Below are 23,721 nucleotides of genomic sequence, written 5' to 3' on the forward strand. Positions count from 1 at the left end.
AAGTCATGCCCCTTGTTCATCTGGCCCCAAATATCCCGGGGGAGGCGCGGCTTGCCGCGACGGGGGCAGCGCCCCCTATCCCGCGTCGGTTCTTCCGCGCCGGTCGGACCGCAGGCTGGCATACAGAACATGCGTCCGCCACCGCCCGTTGATTTGCAAATACGACTGCGCCACGCCCTCGTATTTGAAGGCCGAACTTTCCAGCAATCCGCGCGACGCCCGGTTTTCCGGCAGGCAGGCGGCTTCGATCCGGCTCAGGTCCAAACGGGTAAAGGCATGGTGAACCATCGCGCCGATGGCTTCACGCATATACCCTTGTCGGGCAAAAGCCTGACCGGTCCAATACCCCAATGTGCCCGCCTGCGCGGGACCGCGCCGAATGTTGTCCAGCGTGATGGCCCCAACCAACACGTCATCCTCGCGGCGAAACAGAAAAAGCGGGATTGCCGTCCCGGCCGCTACCGAACGTTGTGCCCAATACACACGGTTGGTAAAGGATTTGCGGCTCAGGTGGTCCTTGGCCCAGATCGGCTCCCAAGGAGTCAGATAGTCTTTCGAGGCCCGCCGCAACGCGGCCCAATCGTTGAAGTCGGAATGTACAGGCGGGCGCAAGCTGAGCCGCGCAGTCTCGAGTTTCAGCTTGCGTCTGCCCAACAGCATCACGCCGCCCGCCTCTCCTGTAGTTCGGCCAATGTCGGCGCCCCCGAAACCGGCCCGTACAGCGCCAAAGCGGCAGGTGCGTTGACGGCCATCTGCTCGGCGAATACGCGCACATCTTCGGTGCTGACCGCATCAATCCGGGCCACCGTATCTTCCAGAGACGGGACCCGCCCCCAGATCTGAACCAGCCGCGCCAAGCGTTCGGCCCGGTTTGACGGGCTTTCAAGCCCCATCAACATCCCGGCTTTCATCTGCGCACGGGCACGGGCAACCTCTTCCGTGGTCATGTCCTCGGCTGCGCGCTTCATTTCGTCAATGGTGATGGTGGCAAGCTCTGCCACCTGATCTGCCGACGTACCGGCGTAGATCGTCGTCGTACCGGTATCGGCATAGGCTCCGGTCTGGGCAAAGATCGTATAGCACAGACCGCGCGACTCGCGCACCTCCTGGAACAACCGCGAAGACATGCCACCACCCAAAGCGGTGGAATAGATCTGCGCCGTATAGATCGCATCGTCGCGATAGCCCGGGCTTTCCAGCGCAAGTGCGAAATGGGCCTGCTCCAGCTCTTTCTCCTGCCGTGCTTCACCGCCGGTAAAACGCGCAGGCTCGGCGATCAGCCCGGTGCGTGGTTGCAGATGACCGAACATCTCTTCTGCCATTTTCATCAGCTGATCGTGTTCCACGGCACCGGCCGCGGACAGGATCATCTGATCGGGGCCATAATGCTCGGCCACGAACCCCGACAGATCCTCGCGCGAGAACGCACTGACCCGTTCGGTCGGGCCCAGAATGGTACGGCCCAGAGGCTGGTCGTGATAGCTCTGCTCCTGCAACCAATCAAAGATTACATCGTCCGGCGTGTCATAGGCCTGGCCGATCTCCTGCAAGATCACGCCGCGCTCAACCTCGATTTCGCGCGGGTCGAAAACCGAGTTCAGAACGATGTCGCCGATCACGTCCATCGCCAGCGCCACGTCATCCTTAAGCACCCGGGCATAATAGGCCGTCACCTCACGCGAGGTATAGGCGTTGATGTATCCACCCACATCCTCGATCGCCTCGGCGATTTGCAGCGCCGAACGCCGCTCGGTTCCCTTGAACGCCATGTGCTCAAGGAAATGCGCGATGCCGTTCTGTTCGATCCGCTCATGCCGCCCTCCGGCGGTCACCCAGATGCCGATGGCCGCAGATTGCAGCCCCGGCATGTGTTCACTGACGATACGAAAGCCGTTCTTCAGTTGGTCTTGTCTGACAGTCACTCGGCGATGTGCCCTTTGATATGATCCTCGATGGCACCCAGATCGTTGGCAATCCGGGTCACCCGTTCCGGACGTTCATACAGATCAGACATGCGGGATGGAAGAGGCGGATGCACGTCGCTTGCCTTCTCGACTGCGGCCGGAAACTTGGCGGGGTGCGCAGTGGCCAAGGTGATCATCGGGGTGCCGGTGGCACGGTGTTCTTCACCGACCTTGATCCCGACCGCAGTGTGCGGGCAGACCAGTTCCGCGCTGTGGGCAAGCGTATGCCTGATCGTCGCCAGCGTTTCGTCCTCGGACACCCGGCCCGAGTCGAAAGTCTCGCGCAGCGCCTCCATCGCGCCCTGACTGACGTTGAAACCGCCGGACTTGAGCTCATCCATCAACTGCGCCACGGCACCGCCATCCTCGCCATAGGCGTAATACAGCGCGCGCTCGAAATTCGAGCTGACCTGAATGTCCATCGACGGGCTGATCGATGGGATCGTGTCGCCCTTGAAATATCCCTCGCCCGACAGACACCGGTGCAGGATATCGTTCTGGTTGGTCGCCACGACCAGACGGTCGATCGGCAGGCCCATGCGCTTGGCCAGATAGCCCGCGAAGATGTCGCCGAAATTGCCGGTGGGCACAGTGAAGCTGACCTTTCGGTGCGGCGCGCCGAGGCTGACGGCGGATGAAAAGTAGTAAACGATCTGCGCCAGCACCCGCGCGAAGTTGATCGAGTTCACACCGGCCAGTTTGACACCGTCGCGGAAGTCGAAATCATTGAACATGTCCTTCAGCGCGGCCTGACAATCGTCGAAATCGCCATCCACGGCCAGAGCATGAACATTGCTGTCCGCAGGCGTCGTCATCTGGCGACGCTGCACCTCGGACACGCGGCCATGCGGGAACAGGATGAACACGTCCACCGCGTCCAGCCCCCGGAACGCCTCGATAGCGGCCGAGCCGGTGTCACCACTGGTCGCGCCGACGATGGTCACGCGATCTCCGCGACGCTTCAAGGCCACCTGGAACAGTTGACCGATCAACTGCATGGCGAAATCCTTGAAGGCCAGTGTCGGCCCGTGGAACAGCTCCAGCAGAAAATGGTTTTCGTTCAACTGCTTCAGCGGCGCGCGGGCGTCATGGCCGAAACCTTCATAGGCGCGGCCGATGATCTGCTTGAACTCATCCTCGGCAAAGGACCCGCTGACATAAGGCCACATCACGCGGAATGCGATGTCTTCATAGGACAACCCAGCAAGCGCCGCGATCTCGTCATGGCTCATCACGGGGATCTCGGCGGGCAGATACAGACCACCATCGCGGGCCAGACCGGTCAGCATCGCCTCTTCAAAGGTCAGTTCTGGCGCTTGGCCACGGGTCGAGATGTATTTCATTGCTCTTCTCTCTCAGAAGGGGCGCGGTTGCGCCACAGGAAATACCCGGTCATCACAGCCCAGACCAGAGCCAAGCCAAACCAGGTAATTGCATATTGCAGGTGATCGTTTGGAATTCCCGCCGTATCCACCGGCAAAGGCGTCACGTTCGGGTCGGTCTCAGACCGCGCGATCAGCAGCACCGGCTCGGCCCCCAAAGCGGCGGCCAGATTTGGCACGTCGCGGGCAAACCAGATGTTTTCATCGATATCGGGTTCAGGCGTGTAACTGTCGACCTCATCCGGCCAGTGCAGGTTGCCGGTGATCTCCATCGGGCCGGTCAGACGCGGCGTCTGCTTGGCCGTTGTCGGTACAAAACCCCGATCCACCAGAATTGTGCGGTCCTCGGTGCTGAACGACTGGATGATCCGATACCCTGCCCCCACCTGTTTGACCGAAACAAGCACATGGATTTCGCCTGGTTCCATCTCGCCCATAACCGTCACCGGAAGATATTTGTCAGAGTCTTCTGAAACCTGCCGGGGCAAGGCGGTGGGTGCGGCTGAGATTCGGCTTTCGATCTCGGCCAGCACCTCCTGCTTCCAGGCCAGACGCTGAAGCTGCCAGATGCCCAGCGACAGCAGCACGCCCAAACCGGCAAGGCCGAAGATCAGCGGGAACAGAATGCGGCGCATGTCAGGGTCAAACCTCGTTTCAGGAACCGGCGTCTTGTTAAGGGGCGTGCGGGCCAAATTGCAACCACGCAATTGTATGGGGCGCAATCTTGCGCCCGGAATAGAGAAAAAGCCGCCCCAAGGGGCGGCTTTTGCAATTTGATCAGCTGATCGGGCTTACATCAGCGGGGCCTGTCCCCAGATGTAGACCGCGAAAAACAGGAACAGCCAGACAACGTCAACGAAGTGCCAGTACCAGGCCGCCGCTTCGAACCCGACATGCTTTTCCGGTGTGAAGTCGCCTTTGAGGGCCCGGATCAGGCAGACCGACAGGAAGATGGTGCCGATGATGACGTGGAAACCATGGAAACCGGTCGCCATGAAGAAGTTCGAATAGAACTGATCATCGCCAAATTTCCAGCCTTCATGGGCCAGCAGCTCGTAATACTCGAACGCCTGCAAACCGGTAAAGGCAATGCCCAGAACGATACCGATGGCCAGGCCGTTGATCAGCGCTTTGCGGTCGTTGTCATGCACCAGCGCGTGGTGCGCCCAGGTAATAGCACAGCCTGACAGCAGCAGAACCAGAGTGTTGATCAGCGGCAGGTGGAACGGGTCAACCGCGTGGATGTCCGGCTGGATGTATTCGGTGCCGGCATAGTCGTACATCGGGTACATGCGATGTTTGAAGAACGACCAGAACCAGGCAAAGAAGAACATCACCTCGGACATGACGAACAGGATGAAACCGTAGCGCAGTCCGATGCGAACGACAGGGGTGTGATCCCCCTGGCGGCTTTCGACAACAACTTCGGACCACCAAGCGAACATGGTGTAAAGAACTGCGACCAGACCGGCCCAGAACATCCACGGGGTCAATCCGTGCATCCAAAGGACGGCTCCGAACAACATCACAAAGCCGCCGACAGCTCCGATCAGAGGCCAGATCGACGGGGCCAGAATGTGATAATCATGGTTTTTAGCGTGTGCCATCAGCGTCCCTCACCTACAGGCGTTAGTTCGTGTTTGTTTCTGCCTGCGCTTCAAGGGCGGCATAGCCCTCTGGCAGGTCAATTTCGTAGAATGTATACGACAGCGTGATCGTATGAACATACTTTGCTTCAAGATCTTCGACCATTTCAGGATCGACGAAGAAGGTCACCGGCATCTCTACCCGCTCGCCAGGTTGCAGCACCTGCTCTTCAAAGCAGAAACAGGCAATTTTTTGAAAATACCCGCCTGCCGAATAGGGTGCCACATTGTATGAGGCCTGACCCGCTATTGGACGATCCGTTGGGTTGTAGGCCTCATAGAAAGCCAGTCCGGTCTCGCCGATGCGCACTTCCATCTCGCGAACGACCGGTTTGAATTCCCAGGCCATGTTTTTGGCCTTGGACGCATCAAACCGTACGGTGACCGTGCGGTCCAGAATGTCTTCGGGGGCGGCTTCGGCCACACCGGTTGTACCGCCAAATCCGGTTACGCGGCAGAACCAGTCGTAGAATGGTACCGCCGCCCAGGCCAGGCTGCCCATCAGGACAACCACACCCACGGTTTGAGCGACCGTTTTCTGTGGACCAGACAAAGCCATCAGTTCTGGACCTCCTGTGTGGCCATATTGAAATCAGTGCCCGAGACCTTGACGACCGTCAGGCCAAAAATGATCACGATAAAGGCAACCAGTGTCAGTCCAACGCCCAGATTGCGGCTGAACCGTCGCTGATGCAGTTCATGGCTTTTGCGCAGGCTCATGACCATCCTCCCAAACCATAGGGTTTCAGCAAGGCTTCGGCCAGAACAGCGCCGAAATGCAGGAAGAGGTAGAGCAGCGAAAGCTTGAAAAAGCTGCGTTCAACCTTGAAATTATCGGCCTCCGAGTCATCCTCGGTCCGACGCGAAATTTGCCAGGCGCCGCGCAGAAACAACGCGTTCAACACCAAAGCCACAGTCAGATAGACGGGACCACCGATGCCAGAAAATGCGGTTCCCACCGCCAGTATCGCCAGCAGGGCCGTGTAGACGAGAATGTGCACACGCGTTGCTCGGCGGCCATGTGTCACGGTCAGCATGGGCACGCCCGCATCGTCATAGTCCGAGCGCATGAACAGGGCCAGAGCCCAGAAATGCGGCGGTGTCCACATGAAGGTCAGGGCAAACATCAGCCACGGCTCAACCGCCATGGACCCGGTAGCAGCCACCCAGCCGATCACCGGAGGGAAAGCGCCCGCCGCACCACCGATCACGATGTTCTGCGGCGTCGAGCGCTTCAGCCACATCGTGTAGACAACGACATAGAAAAAGATTGTGAAGCCCAGAAACGCACCCGCGAACCAGTTGGTCGCAAGGCCCAGCATGATCACCGACAGGCCCGACAGGGTCAGGCCGATGGCCATCGCCTCACCCTCTTCCACCTTGCCGGAGGGGATCGGACGACCTTTGGTGCGTTTCATCACCTTGTCGATATCCGCATCCCACCACATGTTCAGCGCGCCCGATGCGCCGCCACCGATGGCGATGAACAGAATGGCGCAGAACCCAACAAAGGGGTGGACCGGAACCGGGGCCGCCAGCAGACCGACCAGCGCCGTGAACACGACCAGAGACATCACGCGCGGCTTCAGCAGGGCGAAGTAATCGCCAAAGCTGGCCTCGTCCGCGTGGGCGGTCGCTGTGCTGGCATTGATGCTTGCGTCGGTCATCTCGGGTCCTTCTGGGGCGAAAGCTGCGCGGTCAGCCCGCACAGCCTGCATTTCGTGTCAGGCGGGCTTCAACCCGCCCTCAGTGTGCTCAGTTCGATGCAACCTGATAGCTTTGCGGCAAACCGGCATATTCTTCGATCGCGCCTTGCAGCCACTGGTCATACGCTTCCTGGCTGACGACTTTCACGGTGATTGGCATATAGGCGTGGTCTTTGCCGCAGAGTTCCGAACACTGACCGAAGTAGATGCCTTCCTTCTCGGCCTCGAACCACAGTTCCGCCAGACGCCCGGGCACGCCATCCTGCTTTACGCCGAAGGATGGGATGGTCCAGGAGTGAATCACATCAGATGCGGTAACCTGCATCACGATAACCTTGCCAACCGGAACAACAACGGCAGTGTCCGTGGCCAGCAGCCATTCGTCATCGCTGTAACCCGCATCTGCCAGCTTCGCGCGCATGGCATCGTCAAGCACAAACGGGGTCACGTCGGCGTCAGCCGGGCGCGCGCCCTCGTCCAGAGTGGCCGGATGGCCCAGCAGGTAGCTGTCGAAGGCAAAATCGTGATCAACATATTCATAGGTCCAATACCACTGGTTGCCCACGACTTTGATGGTGATATCGCCTTCCGGGATCTCCTGCTGTTTGAACAGAACCGGCAGCGAAAACGCACCGATGAAGACCAGAATCAGGATGGGGCCAAGGGTCCATGCAATCTCAACCGGGGTATAGTGCGAAAAACGTGCCGGTTTCGGGTTAACGCGTTCGTTGTAACGCACGATGCAATAAACCAGCAGGCCGGCAACCAGCAAGCAGATAACGGTGATGATCACCAGAATCATGCCGTCCAGACGCTGAATTCCTGTGGCAAGGCTGGTGGCTGCCGGCTGAAAGCCCATACCGCCGTCAACCGGTTTGCCAATAATCTCAAGCTCCTGAGCCATGGCTGGAAGGCTGGAGAGGGCTGTCATAAACCCTGAAAGCATCAAAGCATTCTTCATGTTCTGTCCTGATCGTTTGATCTTTGCGTCCCTGGCGAAAAGGTGTGAATCGGTCGCACCTCTCCCGTTGTCTTTGGCCGCGTTAAAAACCATATTCCGTCGGGTAGATAAAGCAAAATGCTTGCGTCAAACAGACGCTATTTTTGATCTGGATCAAACCCGAAAGGTCCCAACCCATGTCCGACGCCCCGTTTCGCCCGTTTGAAAGCGCTCTACCGCACGATGAAGCGCTTGCCATTTTGCGCTCGGCCACGGACGGTGCCGAGGACGGAGAGCTGTTTGTCGAGCGGCGAAAATCCGAGTCTCTCGTGTTCGATGACGGCCGTCTGCGCACCGCGTCTTACGATGCGTCGGAAGGGTTCGGGCTGCGTGCCGTACAAGGTGAAGTGGCTGGATATGCGCATTCCACAGACGTTTCGATTCCTGCCCTGAAACGGGCGGCGGAAACGGCAAGACTGGCTGTCGGGGATGGCGGCGGGGTCTTGGCGGATGCTCCGCGCTCCACCAATACGCGCCTCTACACGGACGAAGACCCGATTGATTCTGCCGCGTTCCCGGTCAAGATCGAGACATTGCGTGAGATCGACGCCTTCGCCCGCGATCTGGACCCGCGTGTGGTTCAGGTCAGCGCCACGATCGCGGCAGCCGTGCAAGAAATCGAGATTCTGCGCCCTGACGGTGTGATGGTTCGCGATGTGCGCCCCATGACCCGCGTGAACGTATCGGTCATTGTCGAACAGAACGGACGCCGCGAAAGCGGATCCGCCGGTGGTGGTGGCCGGGTTGGCCTGAGCGGGTTGATCGACCCCGCCGACTGGCAGGCCAAGGCCCGCGAAGCCCTGCGTATCGCACTGGTCAACCTGGACGCAGTTCCTGCGCCGGCCGGTGTCATGGAAGTTGCGCTTGGCCCCGGCTGGCCCGGCATCCTGCTGCACGAGGCCATCGGCCACGGCCTGGAAGGCGACTTCAACCGCAAGGGCAGCTCGGCCTTTGCCGGGTTGATGGGGCAGCAGATTGCTTCAAAAGGTGTGACCGTGGTGGATGACGGCACGATTGCTGATCGTCGCGGTTCGATCACCGTGGATGATGAGGGCACGCCCAGCGCGCGCACGGTGCTGATCGAAGATGGCGTGCTGACCGGCTACATGCAGGACCGCCAGAATGCGCGGCTGATGGGGGTTGCTCCTACGGGCAACGGGCGGCGGCAGAGCTATGCGCACAAACCCATGCCGCGCATGACCAACACGATCATGCTGGGTGGCGAAGCCGACCCGCGGGCCCTGGTAGCCGATATCAAGGACGGTATCTGGGCGGTTGGATTCGGCGGCGGTCAGGTGGACATCACCAATGGCAAGTTCGTTTTCTCGTGCACCGAGGCGTATCGTGTCGAAAACGGCAAAATCGGCGCGCCGGTCAAGGGCGCCACGTTGATTGGTGACGGGCCATCGGCCTTGAAACGTATCCGAGGGCTGGGCAACGATATGGCGCTGGACCCCGGCATGGGTACTTGTGGCAAGGACGGACAATGGGTGCCGGTAGGTGTTGGCCAGCCGACCGTCCTTATGGACGGGCTGACTGTCGGCGGTTCGGCCGCCTGAGTCGGACGCGGCGCAGTCCAAGAGGCGCAGGGTTAACCCAGCGTCTCTTTTTTCCGAAGATCGCCTTAGGTGACCAAAGCGCCCTTTCTGATTGAGCATTATTTATTTTATTTATTATCAATATGTTATATGCTTTCCCCCGACAGAATTGCAAAAAATCACTTCTAATTTTCAACGATTCACAAGCTGTTAACTGCCTGTCCCGTAAACCAGTTCTGCAACAAGGCGGAGCAACGGATGACCGAAGAGCAGCTTTCTTCCAATCACCCCCCACTCCCACCCACCACGGAAGAGGACCGGTTCTCGTGGCTTCGTCTGTTGCGTTCTCGCAAGGTCGGTCCGGTGACATTTCGTCGGCTGCTTCGCGAACATGGCTCAGCGCAGAACGCGCTGGCCGCGCTGCCTGAAATGGCACGCGCCGCCGGTATAAAAGGGTATGAAACCTGCCCCCCCGGCGTGATCGAGGCGGAACTCAGGGCCGCAAAAGCCGCTAAAGCGCGGCTTTTGTGCCTTGGGTCCGCTGAATTCCCCGCGGCCTTGGCTGAACTGAACGAAGCCCCGCCGCTGCTTTGGGCGATCGGAGACGTTTCGCTGCTGCAGAAACCAGCGATTGCGATGGTCGGCGCGCGAAACTGTTCCTCGCTCGGCGCGCGGATGGCACGTAGCCTGGCCACCGAACTGGGCAGCAAGGGGCACGTTGTCGTCTCTGGTCTGGCGCGCGGCATCGATACAGCCGCGCATATGGCCGCGCTGGAGACCGGCACGGTGGCAGTCATGGCCGGTGGCGTTGATGTGGTCTATCCGGCCGAAAACACGGAACTGGCCCATGACATCGCGTCCCGCGGCTTGCGGATTTCGGAACAACCGATGGGCGTGACACCCCAGGCCCGGCACTTTCCACGCCGAAATCGGATCATTTCGGGGCTTGCGCAGGCGGTTGTCGTCGTCGAGGCTGCCGCCAAGTCCGGCAGTCTGATCACGGCACGGGACGCACTGGATCAGGGGCGCGAGGTTCTGGCCGTTCCGGGCCATCCATTCGATGCGCGGGCCGCCGGCTGCAATCTGTTGATTCGTGACGGCGCCACACTTGTCCGATCTGCTGAAGACGTTATTGAAGCCTTGCCGAGGCAGGACGACCTGTTTTCCCGGCCAATCGAACCGCCCTCGGGACCAATCGCGCGTCCCGCAAGAGACCTGCACGAGCAAATCATCGCGCGGCTTGGCCCCTCACCCATCGCCGAAGATCAATTGCTGCGGGATATCGCGGCTTCGGCCGGTGAGCTTGGACCGGCGCTGATCGACCTTGAACTTGACGGGCGAATCCAGCGTCAGCCCGGAGGTCTGCTGTCGCTGGCAAGTTGATCGTACCCTCGTACCGGCGTGCCCAGTTTCTGAAGATCGGTGGTAGCGCACTGAAATCACGGCGCTTTTCCACCGGCGAAAGGAACGCATTGACAATTCCTGCTTGCCCCACACATTTTGCACCACCATAGAAGGCGCCAAATTCGTCGAGCGAGGTTTCCCCTTAAATGCCCGTAGTTGTTGTAGAATCTCCGGCCAAAGCAAAAACAATCAATAAATACCTGGGCCCCGACTACACGGTTCTGGCCTCTTACGGCCATGTGCGGGACCTGCCGCCAAAGGATGGATCGGTCGATCCCGAACATGACTTCTCGATGAAATGGGAGGTCGGCAACGACAGCCGCAAGCATGTCAAGGCCATTGCCGACGCGTTGAAAGAAGACAATGCGCTGATCCTCGCCACCGACCCCGACCGCGAGGGCGAGGCGATCAGCTGGCACCTGCAGGAGGCGTTGACCAAACGCCGCTCGATCAAGAAGGATACGCCCGTCAGCCGCGTGACCTTCAACGCCATCACCAAGGACGCCGTGACCGAGGCGATGCAGAACCCGCGTCAGGTCGATATGCCGTTGGTCGAGGCCTATCTGGCCCGCCGCGCGCTGGATTATCTGGTTGGGTTCAACCTGTCTCCGGTTTTGTGGCGCAAACTGCCAGGTGCGAAATCGGCAGGTCGCGTGCAATCCGTCTGTCTGCGCCTGATCGTCGAACGCGAAATGGAAATCGAGGCATTCAAGCCGGTGGAATACTGGTCGGTTCGGGCGCTGTTCGAGACACCGCGCGGGCAGACCTATGAGGCGCGTCTGGTCACGCTGGCCGGCAAGAAGCTGGACAAGCACGATCTGGCCAATGCGACGCAGGCCGAGCTTGCGGTTCAGGCCATCACCAGCCGCGCGCTGAGCGTGACTTCGGTCGAGGCCAAGCCCGCCGCCCGCAACCCCAGCGCGCCGTTCATGACATCGACCCTGCAACAGGAAGCCAGCCGCAAGTTCGGCATGGGCGCGCGCCACGCAATGCAGGTGGCGCAGCGGCTTTATGAGGCCGGGTACATTACCTATATGCGGACCGATGGCATCGACATGGCGCCCGAGGCCGTGGCCGCGACCCGCGAAACAATCGCGGATCGATACGGCGCTGAATATGTACCGGACAGCCCGCGCATGTATAAGAACAAGGCCAAGAACGCTCAGGAAGCGCACGAGTGTATCCGCCCGACGGATATGTCGCGCGATGCCAAGGCGCTGAAAGTGACAGACGAGGATCAGCGCAAGCTTTATGATCTGATCTGGAAACGCACCATCGCCTGTCAGATGGCTGCCGCGCGTCTGGAGCGCACCACCGTCGAGATCGGCAGCGACGACGGTCAGGTCGGCCTTCGCGCCACGGGCCAGGTGGTCATGTTCGATGGGTTCATGCGGGTATACGAAGAAGGCCGGGATGACGTCGCGGACGAGGATGAAAAGCGCCTGCCACAGATCACGCAGGGCGATCCGGCCCGTTTTGCCAAAGCCTCTCTGAAGGATCAGTTTGCCAAGGCGACCAGCGAAAGCGGCGACAAGATCGCGAAAGAAGCAATCCTGTCCGAGAACGAAGCCGTTCTGGCCCTTCAACACCACACCCAACCGCCCCCGCGCTATACCGAAGCGACACTGGTCAAAAGGATGGAAGAGCTGGGGATCGGGCGCCCATCAACCTATGCGTCGATCGTAACGACGATCCAAGACCGGGAATATGTCCGCAAGGACAAGAACAGACTGATCCCCGAGGAAAAAGGCCGGATCGTCACGATCTTCTTGCTGAATTTCTTCCGGCAGTATGTGGGGTATGAATTCACTGCCAATCTGGAAAAAGAACTGGATGACGTCAGCGCCGGGGAGCGCGACTACAAGGACCTGCTGGGCAAGTTTTGGCGTGATTTTTCAGCCGCGATTGGCGAGACATCCGAACTGCGGATATCGGAAGTGTTGGACAAGCTCGACGAAGCTCTGGCTCCGCAGCTCTACCCGCCGCGCGAGGATGGGTCCGATCCGCGTATCTGCCCGAAATGCGGCACCGGTCAGTTGCACCTGAAGACCTCTCGTACGGGAGGGTTCGTTGGATGCGGGAACTATCCGGAATGTACCTATACGCGCCCGATTGCCGGTGAAGGCGCGGAAGGTGACGAAAGGCTGCTGGGCGAAGATGCCGGGGATGAGATCTGGTTGAAATCCGGCCGGTTCGGTCCTTACGTTCAGCGGGGCGAACCCACGCCCGAAAACAAAAAGCCCCCTCGCGCATCCCTTCCGCGCGGGTGGAGCAAGGATGACATGGATCTGGAAAAGGCGCTGACGCTACTGTCCCTGCCTCGTCAGATCGGCGAACACCCCGAAGGCGGCATGATCAGCGCGAATTTCGGGCGGTTCGGGCCTTACCTGATGCATCAGCTGCCGGAGGAGCCGAAGCCGGTCTATGCCAATCTGAAAGACCCCAATGACGTGTTCGAAATCGGCATGAATCGCGCCGTTGAGTTGCTGGCCGAAAAACGGGCAAACCCCGGTCGTGGGCGGCGGGCCGCGGCAAAACCTCTGAAAGAACTGGGTGAGCATCCCGATGGCGGCGCGATGCAGGTTCTGGACGGGCGCTATGGGCCCTACGTGAAATGGGAAAAGGTCAACGCGACGATCCCCAAGGACATCAAACCCGAGGACGTGACGCAGGAAATGGCCATCGAGCTTGTCAACGAGCGCGCTGCCAAAAAAGGCACCAAGAAAAAGGCCGCGCCCAAAAAGAAAGCAACCACCAAGAAAGCAACAACCTAGGCTGACAGGTGGTCGGGGTTGGAAAGCCCCCCCTGCAATCGCCTTTTCGACATTGCGGCGGGCTGTCAGCGAATAACCTGGGCTGAGGGCCGCACCGCACTTCGAGCGTCGTCTGCCGGTCTTCTGAACCGCTTGAGCTTGGAGAGTAACCGGGCGCGGCCTGAGTTCTGGGCAGCGGCGGTCAGGACATAGACGATCAGGGCTGTATTCTTGTCCACCCCCTGACAGCCGGTATCGCTGGCCAGAACGAAGGCCTCTTTGTCCTGCTGCGCACACCGTTCATTGGCGGTTGAAATTGCAGATTCAAATGAAGACTTCTCAGAGTATCCGGCACCAACAGCTTTGATCTTGTTATCATCGAGCTGAAGTACCGCCGCCTGCTCAGGCTCACAGGCTGACATAGCCAAAAGCGCAGCACCAGCGGTTGCTTCGGCACAAATTCCCTTCATGTTATCAACCTCCTATAATGGTGCGGCGGACATGTTGAGCCGCCTGATCAATTGCAACAGCTCTTTCCATTGGTAGAAATACGACCCCGCCTCCGGTTTCATTGACTTCCCCGTGACGCGACGGCACAACCAGCCCATCACCATGTCATTGGGGGAGTTTTCCATGAAGAAAGTCTATGCCAATGCCACCGAGGCGCTCGATGGGGTGCTGTCGGATGGCATGCTGATCGCCGCTGGCGGGTTTGGCCTGTGCGGCATTCCGGAATTGTTGCTTGAGGCCATCAGGGAATCGGGCGTCAAAGACCTGACCTTTGCGTCAAACAACGCAGGCGTGGACGATTTCGGCATCGGCATCCTGTTGCAGACCAAGCAGGTCAAAAAGATGATCAGCTCGTATGTCGGTGAAAATGCCGAGTTCATGCGCCAATATCTGAGTGGTGAGCTGGAACTGGAATTCAATCCCCAAGGAACATTGGCCGAACGGATGCGCGCCGGTGGGGCGGGCATTCCCGGTTTTTACACCAAGACCGGCGTCGGCACCGTGATCGCCGAAGGGAAAGAGCACAAGGACTTCAACGGCGAGACCTACATTCTGGAAGAAGGCATTTTTGCCGATCTGGCCATCGTCAAAGCCTGGAAGGCTGACGACACCGGCAATCTGGTTTTCCGCAAGACCGCCCGTAATTTCAACGTTCCTGCTGCGACCTGTGGCAAGATCTGCGTTGCCGAAGTGGAAGAGATCGTTCCGCGTGGTTCGCTGGACCCCGACTGCATCCACCTGCCCGGTATCTATGTGCATCGCATCATTCAGGGCGAACACGAAAAGCGTATCGAACAGCGCACCACCCGCAAGAAGGAGGAAGCATAATGCCCTGGGACCGCAATCAGATGGCCGCACGCGCGGCAGAGGAACTGGAAGACGGCATGTATGTGAACCTGGGCATCGGGATCCCGACGCTGGTGGCAAACTATGTGGGTGACAAGGACATCACTCTGCAATCGGAAAACGGCATGCTGGGCATGGGCCCCTTCCCTTTTGAGGGAGAAGAAGACCCGGACCTTATCAATGCAGGCAAGCAGACGATCACAGAACTGTCCCGCACGGCCTATTTCGACAGTGCCACATCCTTCGCCATGATCCGCGGTGGCAAGATCGCTGCGGCGATTCTGGGTGCCATGGAAGTGGATGAGAAGGGCGATCTGGCAAACTGGATGATCCCCGGCAAGCTGGTGAAGGGCATGGGCGGCGCGATGGACCTGGTTGCAGGCGTCGGCCGAGTGATTGTCGTGATGGATCACACCAACAAGCATGGCGACAGCAAGGTCCTGAAGGAATGCACCCTGCCACTGACCGGAAAGGGCGTCGTGGATCGCATTATCACCAATCTTGGTGTGCTGGATGTGGTTGAAGGCGGTCTGAAAATCGTCGAACTGGCGGAAGGTGTCAGCGAAGACGATCTGCGCGCCGCAACGGAAGCGACAATCGTTTCCTGATCAAATGGAAAGGCCCGCCGGATCACGGCGGGCCTTGTTAGTTGGACGTCTGAAAAACACAGCCATCAGAAATCAGGTCTGGCGGCGTTGCGCACAAAGCCCGCGCGATCTGAAACGCGGCGAGGACTTTTGGCACGTAGTCCCGAGTTTCAGCATAGGGTGGCACGCCGCTGTGTTTGCGCACGGCCCCCTCTCCCGCGTTGTATCCAGCCAATACAAGTATTGGATCATTCCCGAACTCTTCCATCAGCCAGTTGAGGTATTTCACACCGCCCGCAATGTTCTCAGAGGGCTTAAGGCTGTCCTTTACCCCGAATCTGGCCGCTGTCGCGGGCATCAATTGCATAAGCCCCTGTGCGCCTGCGGAACTGACCGCGTCTGCACGTCCGGCCGATTCCACCGAGATGACCGCAAGCACCAGCGCAGGTGAAACATTAGTTCCCACAGTGGAACGGAGGATATCGATCCCGCGTTCCTTTGCGATATCTTGCAGCGATTGCAGTCGCGGTGATCTCACGTTGGTTGCGGCCAGGGCGTTGATCGCCGCGTCAAGCCGCCCGGCCCCGCGTTCATCAATGTGCGGTGAAATCCGGCTCCAGAAAGCCTTGTACGATCCTTTGGGATCTCGTTTGACTTCCGCACCCGGCGCTGGCAGCGGGGCGACTTTGGTACGCGCGATGATTTCCGGGACTACCAGTTCAGTGCCCGTGCTGGGCGCTGAAGGGTTAGCTGCGTGTTCTTCCGGAGTGATCTGCACGGTCACACGCGGACGTTCACCGGGTTTTGGGGCTTTGACGCGCTTGTATACGCCGCGCGGCTCTGTCTCGGTCGCATTTACAGATGCGGTGCCCGATATCAGAAACGCCAGCACACCGGCGCATTGAAGTGCGTTCCGGAGATTCATTTGCCTGCCTCATGTTTTCTTTTTAGGCGATTTGAACCCCGAATCTTCCCGCAAGGCCAGAAAAACAAAGCGAAATGGGGCAGTTTCGCCTCATTTGGCGCAATTTTGCATCGCTATAGAGCCTTTGCTTCAACCGTTGTGATTTTTTTATCTTTTATTTTCATGATGTTATAAAAAATATAACCAAAAAGTTAAGCCGTGCGAAAAAAAATCTGTGTTTGGCCCAATTCCTGCCACGCCCAACGGTCAAACATAGTCCCATACCGAGACGGACATGAGCGGACTGAGAGAGAAAGCTCTGAAAGACGCCTAGGTTTGTTAAACTCTTTTTGATCCTTTAGGAGGGACGTAACATGATCAAGTTCATCAAGAACTTCCGCAAAGACGAAGACGGCGCAGTAACAGTTGACTGGGTTGTTCTGACCGCAGCAGTCATCGGCCTAGCCGCCGTTGCTTATCAGCAGATCTCGGCTGGCGCCACTGGCCTGGCAACCGGCGTAAACGAAGCGCTGAACGCCGCATCGCTGAGCACCGGCAGCAACACCGCGACAGGTGGTATCACCGGCGAAGGCAAAAGCAACTAAGTTGCTGATCTAGAGAATTTCCGAGGCCGCGCTCATCGGGCGCGGCCTTTTTTATGATCTGAAACTGCTCCATCGCAAGTTCGCTGGAGCCTGCCCGCGCGCAAGTTGTGAAGGCAATCGCGACGATCATGGCGTTTTGCTGTAATTGCCGCGTTTCTTCTGCTCCAATCAATTCGACTAACGCGCGAAACCTGGTAGGAGCTCAAAATTTCCCTACGAAATCAATATTTAGCCCAACTTTCGCCATCCATGCGAACCAGTTTCAGGCCAACCTGTTGTTAGCACTGACGCGACGTATTTGGAGAAAAGCACATGTTAAGGTTCCTTAATCAGTTCAAATCTGACGAAGCAGGAGCGGTGACAGTTGACTGGGTGGTTTTGACCGCAGTGGTCATAGGATTGTCGGGCGCGACCTACCTTGTAATAAGCTCAAGCGTCGACAGCATGGGCGGCAATATCAACGGGGCCATGAACAGCGCCGTCGTCAGCACCGGCTCGAATACTGCACCGTCTGGTATTATCACGGCGGGAACTGCCGGCGGCGGCTAAGTTGCAGCTGGTGCGCGCTCTGGCTGGTTTCCAAAAACGTCTTGCTTAACCCTTTCGAAGCAAAGCGCTGCGCCCGTTGGGTGCAGCGTTGTTTTGTTACGCTCGGTCCGCTGGCAATCATGGGAAAGGTAACAATAACCATGCGGAATTGTGCGGAAGAAGGCGCAGAAATCTGACAATCAGGCATTTTTGTCCCACATTTCGACACAATTTGCGGTTAGCAAATAGGCTGTTTCAATGTGGTTCCTTGGCCGCTAAGTATTCGACCAAACAAAAGAATGAGGTACACGCATGCGAGCAGTTTTCGGACTTGTCCTGATTGTCGGCGTTGCACTGGCCGGGGGCGCCGTATACATGGCGCGAAACTATATCGCGGCTTACCAAAGTGAACTGGCACGCCAAAGGCTTGCTGCGGAAGAGGCTCTGGCCAATGCCAAAGTCGATGTTGTTCCGACAGTCACTGTATTGGTGTCGAACCGCGCCCTAAAATACGGCGAGCGACTTACCGAGGAAGATATCCGCGCAGTTGACTGGCCGGAAAACGCGATTCCGGAAGGTACATTCACCGAACTCACTGCCCTGTTCCCCGAAAGCGGCGCAAATGAACGTTTCGTTTTGAGGGCAATGGAAAAAGACGAAGCGATCATGGAGGTCAAGATCACTCGTCCAGGCGAAAAGGCCGGCCTGACGTCACGTCTGGAAAAAGGTATGCGTGCCTTCGCGATCAGCGTTGACGTAGCTTCTGGCGTTTCAGGATTCCTGCGGCCCGGCGACAGTGTTGACATCTATTGGACCGGTTCCAGTGGAACCATCGAAGGGAACAGCGGCGGAATTACCCGCCTGATCGAAACCAACGTGCAGCTTATTGCCGTCGATCAGACCGCTGGTTCAGACGTCACCAACACAACCATTGCACGTACAGTCACGGTCGCAGCCACACCTGAACAGGTCGCGGCTTTGGCACAGGCTCAGAACACGGGGCGTCTTTCCTTGGCTCTGGTTGGGGTACAGGATGAGTCCGTTGCCTCTACGATTGAAGTGGATCAGCGCAAGCTGTTGGGAATTCAAGAAGCCGCGCCGGAACCAGAAGCAAAAGCCGAAAGGGTATGCACGACACGTATTCGCCGCGGTGGCGAAATTGTAAATGTGCCTATCCCCTGCACAAATTGACGCCAATTCAGAACGTTACAGGTTCAGAGCCGCGCCCTTGGTGCGGCTCATTTTTTTGCGGATGTTGCCAATTCCCCACATAAGGAAACTTACGGAAACCATTGATTATTGCAATAAATTCGGATTTCGCGCAGTCTCTCCTCCCATAGGGCATAAGACCCAAAAAAACGAGGCGTGATCGGAGAGGCAGGTCACATGACAATACGTACCTGGATCAGCGCAACCCTGCTGGGGTTGTCGCTTGTTATGGGCCCCATTGGCGACACCGCCTGGGCTGAAACTTTGCGCGTGGTGAAAAAAGGGACTGTGGAAACACTGGACGTCCCGATGAACCGCGCAATCGTCGTAGAAAGCGAACAACCTTTCGCAGAGCTCAGCATTGCCAATGCCGGCATTGCAGACATCTCGTCGTTGTCGGAGCGCACGATCTATGTTCTGGGCAAGGCGCCTGGCCTGACCACGCTGACACTGTTTGACGGCGCGGGCAATCTTTTGGCCAATGTCCGCGTCCGGGTCGCACCGGATGTTACAGAATTCAAGGAACGTCTGCGTCAAATCCTGCCCAACGAACCCATCGAGGTTCGCACAGCCAATGATGGCATTGTTTTGTCCGGTACGATCTCCAGCTCGGCCAAACTGGCGCGCGCGCTGGAACTGGCTGAACGGTATGCCCCCGAGCGCGTCTCGAACCTGATGTCGGTCGGTGGTGTGCAGCAGGTCATGCTGAAGGTCCGCTTTGCAGAGATGAACCGCTCGGTCGCCAAAAGCCTGACAGCGTCGCTTGGCTTCGGTGGAAGCGACGTTACCGGAGGCTTTAACACGCTCAACAACCAGTTCGCACTGAACAACGCTTTGGCGAACAACATTCCGGCAGTTCAGGCCAATACCGGTGCCATCCTGTTTGGGTTTGGCGCGGGTTCGACGCAGGTTCGCCTGTTGCTGGAAGCGCTGGAAACCAAGGGGCTGGCCCGCAGCCTGGCCGAGCCGAATCTGTCCGCGCTGTCCGGCCAGGAGGCATCGTTCCTAGCCGGTGGCGAAGTTCCCATCCCGGTACCGCAGGATGACGGCGTTGTGGCCATCGAATACAAAGCCTTCGGCGTTGAAATGGACTTCATCCCACGCGTCGTGGATGGCGATCTGATCAACCTTGAGATGGGCACGGCTGTTTCAAGTATCGACAACAGCTCGGATTTTACCATCAACGGGGATTCGGTTCCTAGCTTCATCACCCGCCGGGCAAAAACAACGATTGAACTTCGCGATGGTGAAAGCTTTGCCATTGCAGGCCTGATCCAGGACGATTTCGCGGATCTGAGCAACCAGATCCCATGGTTGGGGGATGTGCCGGTTCTGGGTGCGTTGTTCCGCAGCGCCAACTACCAGCGCGAGCAAAGTGAACTCGTCGTTATCATCACCGCGCATCTGGTTTCACCGACTCGGGGCGAAACTCTTGCGCTTCCAACCGATCGGGTCAAACCGCCCAGCGAATTTGACTTGTTCTTGAACGGCCAGGTGGCGCGCACACAGCGCACGGGCGCCGGCGGAGCGTCAGAAGTTGCCAAGCAGAACTTCGGCAGCTCCTACGGCTACGTCCTAGATTGATCAGGAGGATAGGACCAATGCATAAGTGGATCATCACACTGGGTCTTTCGGTCGCTGTCGCCGCATGCACCCGCGAGGCCGGGTACGAGATCGATACAGGCACTTTCGGAAACGCGACGCTCAACAACGTCCAGGTACAAAGCGGCGAATTGACCTACGCGCAGATTCTCAGCCGCCGGTTTGCCGCGGATGTACCCAGCCAGGTGAACTTTGCGTTCAACAGCTCGCAACTCGATGCTTCGGCTCAGCGCATTCTTTTGCAACAGGCTGACTGGATCAAGCAGTTCCCCGAGGCCCGGTTCCGCGTTTACGGACATACGGATGCTGTGGGGTCGGCCAGCTACAACAAAAGCCTTGGCCTTCGCCGCGCTCAAGCAGTCGTCGCGTTTTTGGGGCAGCAGGGTATCTCGCGCTCACGGCTTGAGGCGGTGGTATCGTTTGGCAAAACGCAACCGTTGATCGCAACGCAAAACCGGGATCGCAGGAATCGCAGAACGGTCACTGAAGTTTCGGGATTCGTTGATCGCAACCCGCAGCTTCTGGACGGCAAGTACGCTCAGATCATTTACCGCGAATATGTGGAAAGTGCGACCGCTGTAAGCCAGATTCAGGAAGTGAACGCCCAGGACGCTGGCAGCGGTGGATAATACGTTTGAAATGGGCGGCATCGTCGCCCATTTCCCTACAATTGGTTCTTTTGCGCCCAATTCTCGCCCAACTTCAAAGCAACATTGTGAACAATAGGGTGACCTGCGGCCAAATTTGACCGTATTGGGGCGACAGCACATCAATCTGGCGGATTTCGTTCATATGACATGCTGAGCCCTCACGACGAGGATAGTGTTTATGACCAGCGCGACGCCGCAAGACGACAATACTGCAATCTTGGCCTGCACCATCAGTCGGGATGTTCAGAATTTCGACCTTCTGATCGAAGACATGGAAGCCATCTTGGGCGAACGCTGGGGAGATCTGGGATTTGCAGAAGCGTTGGCCTTTTTCAGCCAACCCGAAGCTGAAACGCTGGAATTCGTAGCACTGGCGATCGACGGAGAAGACGAAGACAACCTTTCTCTGCTGGGTGAGATAATCACTCAAGCCAATGAAAAGAAAGTAAAAGTTGTTCTGATCGCCGAGGATGTTACTCCGGCATCCCTGCACCAACTGTTGCGCAAGGGTGCTGACGAGTTCGTGCCCTATCCTCTTCCCGAAGGCGAATTGCAGGAAGCCATTGAGCGTATGAAGCAGCCCGACCCGGTTGCCGTTGCGCAAGCAGCCGCCGTTCCTTTGGCCGGCGGCGCGTCCAAAGAAGGCGCTTTGTTCGTCGTTCAGGGCCTGGCAGGTGGTGTCGGTGCAACGACACTGGCCGTTAACCTAGCCTGGGAACTGGCATGTGCCTCTGACAAGGACGCGCCGACCGTGTGTCTGATCGATCTGGACCTGCAATACGGGACTGTTTCCACCTATCTGGATCTGCCGCGACGAGAGACCGTGTTTGAAATGCTGTCGGATACCGATGCGATGGACAGCGAAGTATTCTCGCAAGCCCTTCAAACATATGAAGAAAAGCTTCAAGTTTTGACCGCACCCTCCGACATGGTGCCACTGGACTTGATCACTCCGGAAGACATTCAGCGCGTGATCGACATGGCGCGCGCACATTTCGACTATGTCATTGTCGACATGCCAAAAACGCTGGTCCTGTGGTCGGAAACAGTTTTGCAGGCCGCCCATGTGTATTTCGCCCTGATCGAGCTGGACATGCGGTCCGCCCAGAATGCCCTGCGCCTGAAACGCGCATTGCAGGCTGAGGAACTGCCATTCAACAAGCTGCGTTTTGCGTTGAACCGAGCGCCGAAATTTACCGATCTGAACGGGAAGAGCCGCGTGAAACGCATGGGGGAAAGTCTTGGAATCTCCATCGACCTGCTGCTGCCTGATGGTGGCAAACCGGTCATGCAAAGTGGGGATCATGGTCTGCCTCTGGCAAATGCGGCCGCCAAGAACCCTTTGCGCCGGGAAATCGCAAAGCTGGCGAAGTCGCTTCACAGCCTCGGCAGCAGTGCCGAAGAAGCTGCGTAACATCATCCCAAAGGGGGGATAAGCCGTGTTTTCAAGATACAAAAAGCAACCTGCAGCGCAGCCCGTCAAAACGCCGGCACAACCGGCTGAAACAGCGGCGTCTTCTGCACAGGCGACACCTGTCGCGACCGCGGTGGCACGCAAACCCGTGAAAAAGAATGCAGGTGAGGTCGCAAGTTCAGACAAAGACCGCAAACGCAAGGAGCGGTTGGGTGAGATCAAGATCGAACTGCACCGCGAGCTGCTGGAGAACTTGAACCTGGCCGCGCTGGAAAACGCCGGCGAAGCCGAGTTGCGCACTGAAATCAGTGCTATCGCCAGCGAAGTTCTGGAAACAAGAAACATTGTTCTGAACCGCGAAGACCGGTCCCAACTGAACAAGGAACTGTATGACGAGGTAACGGGTCTCGGCCCGCTCGAGGCGCTGCTTCAGGACGATTCGGTCAACGATATTCTGGTGAATGGTCCACAACAGATTTTTGTGGAACGTGCCGGCAAGCTGGAACTCAGCGACATTACCTTTAAGGATGAAAAGCACCTGATGCGGATCATCGACAAGATCGTGTCCGCCGTGGGCCGCCGCGTCGATGAATCCAACCCGTATGTTGACGCCCGTCTGGCCGATGGATCGCGTTTCAATGCCATGGTGCCTCCGATCGCGGTGGACGGATCGCTTGTTTCCATTCGTAAATTCAAGAAAGACAAGCTGGGAATTGACGACCTGGTCAATTTCGGTGCGTTCACCGAAGAAATGGCGGCGTATTTGCAGGCCGCCGTGTCTACCCGACTGAATATCATCGTTTCCGGGGGTACGGGTTCGGGTAAAACAACCACGCTCAACGCCTTGTCCAGCTTCATCGACGATGCCGAGCGGATCCTGACCATCGAGGACACGGCTGAACTTCAACTGCAACAGACGCATGTGGGTCGGATGGAAAGCCGCCCGCCCAACGTGGAAGGCAAAGGTGAAGTCAGCCCGCGCGACTGTCTGAAAAACGCCCTGCGTATGCGTCCTGACCGCATCATCGTTGGTGAGACACGCGGCGCCGAGGTCATCGACATGTTGCAGGCCATGAACACCGGTCACGACGGATCGATGACCACGATTCACGCCAACTCGGCCCGTGACGGCATTTCACGTCTGGAAAACATGATCGCGATGGCCGGGATCGAAATGCCGATCAAGGCGGTCCGCAGTCAGATCGCCTCGGCTGTGAACCTGATCGTGCAGGCCAGCCGCCTACAGGACGGTTCACGCCGGATGACCTCGATCACCGAGATCACCGGGATGGAAGGGGACGTGATTTCCATGCAGGAAATATTTCGTTTTCAACGCGTTGGCCTGACACCAGACAACAAGATCATCGGGCATTTCACCGCCACTGGCGTCCGCAGCCACTATTCGGAACGGTTCCGTCTGTGGGGCTTTGACTTGCCAGCGTCCATCTACGACCCAACCACAATGTAGGAGAA

Annotated in this window: 23 protein-coding genes; 12 read left to right on the forward strand and 11 right to left on the reverse strand. The window is 58.0% G+C overall.

Going from position 1 to position 23,721, the window contains the following annotated elements; translation table 11 throughout:
• Nucleotides 1-75: 75 nt before the first annotated feature.
• The 9 genes from GS620_RS13170 to coxB all read right to left on the reverse strand — a co-directional run bounded on the left by GS620_RS13170 (nucleotide 76) and on the right by coxB (nucleotide 7,659).
• Nucleotides 76-660, reverse strand: a complete 585-nt coding sequence (locus GS620_RS13170) for a GNAT family N-acetyltransferase (RefSeq protein WP_171117536.1) — start codon at nucleotides 658-660, stop codon at nucleotides 76-78.
• The gene (locus GS620_RS13175) at nucleotides 660-1,922 is read right to left on the reverse strand and encodes an insulinase family protein (RefSeq protein ID WP_171616268.1); all 1,263 of its coding nucleotides are present in this window, start codon (nucleotides 1,920-1,922) and stop codon (nucleotides 660-662) included. The genes GS620_RS13170 and GS620_RS13175 overlap by 1 nt, the downstream gene beginning before the upstream one ends.
• Complete coding sequence (gene thrC, locus GS620_RS13180; RefSeq protein ID WP_171616270.1) at nucleotides 1,919-3,307, reverse strand: threonine synthase; 1,389 nt, start codon at nucleotides 3,305-3,307, stop codon at nucleotides 1,919-1,921. The genes GS620_RS13175 and thrC overlap by 4 nt, the downstream gene beginning before the upstream one ends.
• On the reverse strand, nucleotides 3,304-3,981 hold the full coding sequence (locus tag GS620_RS13185; RefSeq protein ID WP_171616272.1) for an SURF1 family protein: 678 nt from the start codon (nucleotides 3,979-3,981) through the stop codon (nucleotides 3,304-3,306). The genes thrC and GS620_RS13185 overlap by 4 nt, the downstream gene beginning before the upstream one ends.
• A 156-nt stretch (nucleotides 3,982-4,137) precedes the next feature.
• Nucleotides 4,138-4,953 (reverse strand): cytochrome c oxidase subunit 3, encoded by an 816-nt coding sequence (locus GS620_RS13190; RefSeq protein ID WP_152457261.1) that lies wholly within the window; start codon nucleotides 4,951-4,953, stop codon nucleotides 4,138-4,140.
• Between the two features lie 22 nt (nucleotides 4,954-4,975).
• Entirely contained in the window at nucleotides 4,976-5,551 is a 576-nt protein-coding gene (locus GS620_RS13195; protein ID WP_152457260.1) for a cytochrome c oxidase assembly protein, read from the reverse strand.
• Entirely contained in the window at nucleotides 5,551-5,712 is a 162-nt protein-coding gene (locus tag GS620_RS13200; protein ID WP_171205643.1) for a hypothetical protein, read from the reverse strand. Before GS620_RS13200 ends, GS620_RS13195 begins: the two co-directional genes overlap by 1 nt.
• Entirely contained in the window at nucleotides 5,709-6,659 is a 951-nt protein-coding gene (cyoE, locus tag GS620_RS13205) for a heme o synthase (protein ID WP_171616274.1), read from the reverse strand. The genes GS620_RS13200 and cyoE overlap by 4 nt, the downstream gene beginning before the upstream one ends.
• Before the next feature lie 88 nt (nucleotides 6,660-6,747).
• Nucleotides 6,748-7,659 (reverse strand): cytochrome c oxidase subunit II, encoded by a 912-nt coding sequence (coxB, locus tag GS620_RS13210; protein ID WP_152457258.1) that lies wholly within the window; start codon nucleotides 7,657-7,659, stop codon nucleotides 6,748-6,750.
• Nucleotides 7,660-7,835: 176 nt separating this feature from the next.
• Between coxB and tldD the strand changes: the two genes are divergently transcribed.
• From tldD to topA, 3 genes are all read left to right on the forward strand, one after another.
• A complete protein-coding gene (gene tldD / locus GS620_RS13215) occupies nucleotides 7,836-9,257 on the forward strand; it encodes a metalloprotease TldD (protein WP_171117528.1) in 1,422 nt (473 codons plus the stop codon).
• 237 nt (nucleotides 9,258-9,494) lie between these two features.
• Nucleotides 9,495-10,619, forward strand: coding sequence for a DNA-processing protein DprA (dprA, locus tag GS620_RS13220; RefSeq protein ID WP_171616276.1), 1,125 nt, complete (start codon nucleotides 9,495-9,497; stop codon nucleotides 10,617-10,619).
• Nucleotides 10,620-10,786: 167 nt separating this feature from the next.
• A complete protein-coding gene (topA, locus tag GS620_RS13225; protein WP_171616278.1) occupies nucleotides 10,787-13,414 on the forward strand; it encodes a type I DNA topoisomerase in 2,628 nt (875 codons plus the stop codon).
• Between the two features lie 65 nt (nucleotides 13,415-13,479).
• On the opposite strand, the gene GS620_RS13230 is transcribed toward topA, so the two are convergent.
• Entirely contained in the window at nucleotides 13,480-13,863 is a 384-nt protein-coding gene (locus GS620_RS13230) for a hypothetical protein (RefSeq protein ID WP_171616280.1), read from the reverse strand.
• Nucleotides 13,864-14,026: 163 nt separating this feature from the next.
• On the opposite strand from GS620_RS13230, the gene GS620_RS13235 reads away from it, so the two are divergent.
• Together GS620_RS13235 and GS620_RS13240 are read left to right on the forward strand one after the other, a co-directional pair.
• On the forward strand, nucleotides 14,027-14,731 hold the full coding sequence (locus tag GS620_RS13235) for a CoA transferase subunit A (RefSeq protein ID WP_171616282.1): 705 nt from the start codon (nucleotides 14,027-14,029) through the stop codon (nucleotides 14,729-14,731).
• Nucleotides 14,731-15,357: a 3-oxoacid CoA-transferase subunit B gene (locus GS620_RS13240; protein ID WP_171616284.1), complete on the forward strand. Its 627-nt coding sequence runs from the start codon at nucleotides 14,731-14,733 to the stop codon at nucleotides 15,355-15,357. The genes GS620_RS13235 and GS620_RS13240 overlap by 1 nt, the downstream gene beginning before the upstream one ends.
• 37 nt (nucleotides 15,358-15,394) lie before the next feature.
• Here the strand turns inward: GS620_RS13240 and GS620_RS13245 are convergent, their stop codons facing one another.
• On the reverse strand, nucleotides 15,395-16,261 hold the full coding sequence (locus GS620_RS13245; RefSeq protein ID WP_171117518.1) for a lytic transglycosylase domain-containing protein: 867 nt from the start codon (nucleotides 16,259-16,261) through the stop codon (nucleotides 15,395-15,397).
• Nucleotides 16,262-16,614: 353 nt separating this feature from the next.
• Between GS620_RS13245 and GS620_RS13250 the strand changes: the two genes are divergently transcribed.
• The 7 genes from GS620_RS13250 (at nucleotide 16,615) to GS620_RS13280 (ending at nucleotide 23,716) form a co-directional block, all read left to right on the forward strand.
• On the forward strand, nucleotides 16,615-16,845 hold the full coding sequence (locus GS620_RS13250) for a Flp family type IVb pilin (RefSeq protein ID WP_117869713.1): 231 nt from the start codon (nucleotides 16,615-16,617) through the stop codon (nucleotides 16,843-16,845).
• Nucleotides 16,846-17,157: 312 nt separating this feature from the next.
• Complete coding sequence (locus GS620_RS13255) at nucleotides 17,158-17,394, forward strand: hypothetical protein (protein WP_171170690.1); 237 nt, start codon at nucleotides 17,158-17,160, stop codon at nucleotides 17,392-17,394.
• A gap of 291 nt (nucleotides 17,395-17,685) precedes the next feature.
• Nucleotides 17,686-18,564, forward strand: a complete 879-nt coding sequence (gene cpaB / locus GS620_RS13260) for a Flp pilus assembly protein CpaB (protein WP_152457249.1) — start codon at nucleotides 17,686-17,688, stop codon at nucleotides 18,562-18,564.
• A 195-nt stretch (nucleotides 18,565-18,759) separates the two neighbouring features.
• Nucleotides 18,760-20,166: a type II and III secretion system protein family protein gene (locus GS620_RS13265; RefSeq protein WP_152457248.1), complete on the forward strand. Its 1,407-nt coding sequence runs from the start codon at nucleotides 18,760-18,762 to the stop codon at nucleotides 20,164-20,166.
• A 17-nt stretch (nucleotides 20,167-20,183) separates the two neighbouring features.
• Nucleotides 20,184-20,813 (forward strand): OmpA family protein, encoded by a 630-nt coding sequence (locus GS620_RS13270; protein ID WP_152457247.1) that lies wholly within the window; start codon nucleotides 20,184-20,186, stop codon nucleotides 20,811-20,813.
• Between the two features lie 199 nt (nucleotides 20,814-21,012).
• Complete coding sequence (locus tag GS620_RS13275) at nucleotides 21,013-22,248, forward strand: AAA family ATPase (RefSeq protein ID WP_152457246.1); 1,236 nt, start codon at nucleotides 21,013-21,015, stop codon at nucleotides 22,246-22,248.
• 25 nt (nucleotides 22,249-22,273) lie between these two features.
• Nucleotides 22,274-23,716, forward strand: coding sequence for an ATPase, T2SS/T4P/T4SS family (locus tag GS620_RS13280; protein ID WP_171616286.1), 1,443 nt, complete (start codon nucleotides 22,274-22,276; stop codon nucleotides 23,714-23,716).
• The last annotated feature ends 5 nt before the right edge of the window (nucleotides 23,717-23,721 follow it).

This window comes from Ruegeria sp. HKCCD6428 (assembly GCF_013110595.1).
Lineage (GTDB): Bacteria > Pseudomonadota > Alphaproteobacteria > Rhodobacterales > Rhodobacteraceae > Ruegeria.